General features: G+C 73.7%; 4 protein-coding genes. 3 read left to right on the top strand and 1 reads right to left on the bottom strand.

The features are described 5' to 3' along the window. Positions 1–757, bottom strand: a 757-nt coding sequence (locus tag FRW57_RS18560; protein ID WP_152186711.1) for an SAM-dependent methyltransferase, incomplete at its 3' end; no start/stop codon positions are given. 44 nt (positions 758–801) lie between these two features. Here FRW57_RS18560 and FRW57_RS18555 point away from each other — a divergent pair. The 3 genes from FRW57_RS18555 to FRW57_RS18545 all read left to right on the top strand — a co-directional run. Next, positions 802–1,701, top strand: coding sequence for a Rossmann-like and DUF2520 domain-containing protein (locus tag FRW57_RS18555; RefSeq protein WP_137121355.1), 900 nt, complete (start codon positions 802–804; stop codon positions 1,699–1,701). Continuing rightward, positions 1,698–2,630, top strand: coding sequence for a pantoate--beta-alanine ligase (gene panC / locus FRW57_RS18550; protein WP_137121356.1), 933 nt, complete (start codon positions 1,698–1,700; stop codon positions 2,628–2,630). The genes FRW57_RS18555 and panC overlap by 4 nt, the downstream gene beginning before the upstream one ends. Beyond that, positions 2,627–3,937 (top strand): L-aspartate oxidase (locus FRW57_RS18545; protein WP_152186710.1); only part of this gene is annotated, 1,311 nt, incomplete at its 3' end. The genes panC and FRW57_RS18545, both read left to right, overlap by 4 nt.

Below are 3,937 nucleotides of genomic sequence, written 5' to 3'. Positions count from 1 at the left end.
CGGCGACGTGCGCCGTCAGGTCGCAGCTGCCGTCGGCGATCGGCGCGCAACTGCTCCCGCGCCGGAAGCCGGTGAGCGACCCGCCGGCCGGCCGCGACGTCCGCAGGTGCCCGTAGTCGATGGCCACGGCCAGGCCGTGGTCGACGCGGGAGACCAGGTCCGACCAGGCGCGGTCGCGCGCCAGCCCGACCTCCACCCGGTCTCCTGGCTGGGCGCCCTGCATCGGCCAATTTTGTGCTTCGCCTCGACACCAGTCGAGCTCGGCGTCCGAGAGCGTCTCGCCAAGTCGTTCCGCGCCGGTGCAGGGGTCGACCAGGACCGTCCGCGGCACCAGGTCCTCGTCCAGCTCGGCGACGGTGCACGGCACCACGTCGAGCCACTCGTTGGCCACGACGAGGACGCCCGTGAGCCCGGTCAACCGGTCCGGCAGATCCGGGCCCCCGTGCGAGGTGAGCCAGCCGACCGGCTCCGGCAACGAGGGTCGGTCAGAGACGTCGACCCCGAGGCAGGACAGATCGGGGGCGATCCGGTGGACCTGCTCGAGCAGCTCACCGCGCCCGGCACCGATGTCCACGAAGGACGTCAACGAGGCGTGACGGGCCAGCGCGACGAGAGCCTCCGCGAAGGTCTCGCCGAGACCGGGCGCGCCCTGCGTCGAGGTGGTGAAGTGCCCCCCGGGCCCGCGGTCCGCGCGATAGAAGCCCCACCCGCCATACAGCGCCTCCTGCCACGCCTGCTGCCACGGGACCCACGTCATGACCGACACGGTAGGGCCCGGTCCGGCGCGCTAGCGTTTCGGTCGTGACGTCACCGCCGGACCGCCCCGCCCGCCTCGAGGTGGGCATCGTCGGAGCCGGCCGGGTCGGTGCGGTCCTGGGGGCCGCGCTGCGCCGGGCCGGTCATCGCCTCGTCGCCGCCTCCGGGGTGAGCGAGGACTCGCGTCAGCGTGCCGGGAGGTTGTTGCCGGACGTGCCGCTGCTGCCGGTCGAGGAGGTGGTCGCCCGTTCGGAGCTGGTCCTGCTCACGGTGCCCGACGACGACCTCGTGGACCTGGTGCGGGGACTGTCCGCGACGAGCAGGTGGCAGGCCGGCCAGCTGGCCGTGCACACCTCGGGACGGCACGGCGTATCGGTCTTCGAACCGGCGCTGCCCCAGCACGTGCTGGGGCTGGCGCTGCACCCGGCGATGACGTTCACCGGCACCGCGATGGACCTGGACCGGCTGGTCGACTGCTGTTTCGGAGTCACCGCGCCGGAGCCCCTGCGGCTGGTGGCCGAGGCCCTCGTCGTCGAGATGGGCGGCGAGCCGGTGTGGGTGGCGGAGGAGGACCGCCCTCGCTACCACGCTGCCCTCTCGCACGGCTCCAACCACCTGGTCACCCTCGTGGCGCAGGCGATGCAGGTGCTGGAGTCGGCCGGGGTCGAGGACCCGAGGCGGGTGATCGCGCCGCTTCTCCAGGCTGCCCTGGAGGGTGCGCTCAGCTCGGGAGACCTGGCCCTCACCGGGCCGGTGGCGCGCGGGGATGCCGGTACCGTCGCGGCCCACCTGCACGAGCTGATCGACGAGACGCCCGACGTCCGACCGACGTACCTCGCTCTGGCCCGGGCCACCACCGAACGGGCCCTCGCGAGCGGCCGGCTCACGGCCACGCGGGCGCAGCCGTTGCTCGACGTCCTCGCCACTCCCGAGGAGCGACCGTGACCACACCAGCACCAGGCACCTCACGAGCGCCCCGCGTCGCCCATACCAGGCACGAGCTCGCGCAGGCACGGGCAGAGCTGAGCGACGGGCACGTCGCCGTCGTGATGACCATGGGCGCCCTCCACGAGGGACACGCGACGCTGATCCGCCGTGCCCGGGAGCGGGCGGCCCACGTCGTCGTGACGATCTTCCTCAACCCCCTGCAGTTCGGCGCCGGCGAGGACCTGTCGCGCTACCCGCGCACCGTCGACGACGACCTCGCCATCTGCTCCCGTGAGGGGGTCGACCTCGTCTTCCTGCCGACCCCCGACGTGATGTATCCCGACGGGGACCCCGGCGTCCGCGTCTCGGCGGGTCCGCTGGGCGCAGTCCTGGAGGGGCAGTCGCGACCGGGGCACTTCGACGGCGTGCTGACGGTCGTCGGCAAGCTGTTGCACCTCACCCGTGCCGACAGCGCCTACTACGGGCAGAAGGACGCCCAACAGCTGCTGCTCATCCGGCGGATGGCACGCGACCTCGACTTCCCCGTCCAGATCGTCTCCGTCCCCACGGTCCGCGAGCCCGACGGCCTGGCCATGAGCAGCCGCAACACCTACCTCACCACGTCCGACCGGCAGGTCGCGCTGTGCCTGTCCAAGGCCCTGTATGCCGGTGCTGACGCCGCCTCCGAGGGGCCGTCGGCGATCCGCCGGGCCGCCCGGGAGGTGCTGGTGCGTGAGCCCCTCGCCCTGGTCGACTACCTCGTCCTCGTGCACCCGAGCACGCTCGAGGACGTGCCGGAGTGGTATCGCGGCGAGGCCCTGCTCGCGGTCGCCGGCCGGGTCGGCACCACGCGCCTGATCGACAACCTGCCGGTCGCGGTGGGCCCGGGCGGCGGGGCGCGCGAAATCTTCTCCGGGACCGGGGACGTCACCGGGGGCGGTGCATGACGCCCTACCTTCCGGACCGGCTGGTGTCCCCCGAGCCGGGCTGGACGACGACCGCCGACGTCATCGTGGTCGGATCGGGCATCGCCGGGCTCACCGCGGCGCTGCGGCTGCGGCAGCGGGTCGACCGGGTGCTGCTCGTCACCAAGACCGTGCTGTCGGAAGGCTCGACCCGGTGGGCCCAGGGCGGCATCGCCGCCGCCCTCGACCCGGCCGACTCCCCGGCCGAACACCTGCACGACACCCTCGTCGCCGGGGTGGGCATCTGTGACGTGGCGGCGGTCGAGGCGCTGGTCTCCGAGGGGCCGGTGCGGGTGCGCGAGCTGGTCGCGCTCGGCACCGAGTTCGACCGTGGGCCGGACGGCCAGATCTCGCTGACCCGCGAGGGCGGGCACCACCGCGACCGGATCGCCCATGCCGGAGGAGACGCCACGGGCAAGGAGATCTCGCGCGCGCTCATCGCGGCGCTCGACGCCGTCATCGACGACCCGGGCATCGAGCTGCTCGAGCACGCCCTCGTGGTCGACCTGCTGCGCGGCGGCGACACCGACCCGCGCGTGTGCGGGGTGACGCTGCACGTCATCGGCGAGGGGGAGGTCGACGGCGTCGGTGCCGCCTACGCCCGGGCCGTGGTGCTCGCCACCGGAGGCATCGGACAGGTCTACTCGTCCACCACCAACCCCTCGGTGGCGACCGGTGACGGCGTCGCGGCGGCGCTGCGGGCCGGTGCCGTGGTCACCGACCTCGAGTTCGTGCAGTTCCACCCGACGGTCCTCTGGCTGGGGGAGGGTTCGCGAGGCCAGCAGCCGCTGATCTCAGAGGCGGTGCGCGGCGAGGGGGCCGTCCTCGTCGACGCCGAGGGCGTGCGGTTCATGCAGGGACTGCACGAGCTCGCGGACCTGGCGCCGCGCGACGTGGTGGCGCGCGCCATCGTCGACCGGATGGCGCAGACCGGCGCCGACCACGTCTTCCTCGACGCCAGACACCTCGGCCGCGAGTTCCTCGAGCGCCGATTCCCGTCGATCGTCGCGCGATGCCGGGAGCTCGGTTTCGACCCCGCGACGGAGCTGCTGCCCGTCGCGCCGGCCCAGCACTACGCGAGTGGTGGCGTGCGGACAGATCTACGGGGACGCACCTCGCTCGATGGCCTCTACGCCGCGGGCGAGGTGTCGTGCACCGGGGTCCACGGGGCCAACCGGCTGGCCTCCAACTCGCTCCTGGAGGGCCTCGTGTTCGCCCACCGCCTCGCCGACGACGTGAGCGCCCGCCTCGCGGCCGGTGAGCTGCCGCCCGCGGCGGCGACCGGGCCG

It is taken from the genome of Segeticoccus rhizosphaerae (assembly GCF_009192725.1).
Taxonomy (GTDB): domain Bacteria; phylum Actinomycetota; class Actinomycetes; order Actinomycetales; family Dermatophilaceae; genus Segeticoccus; species Segeticoccus rhizosphaerae.
This window is presented reverse-complemented; position numbering and strand designations above follow the sequence as displayed.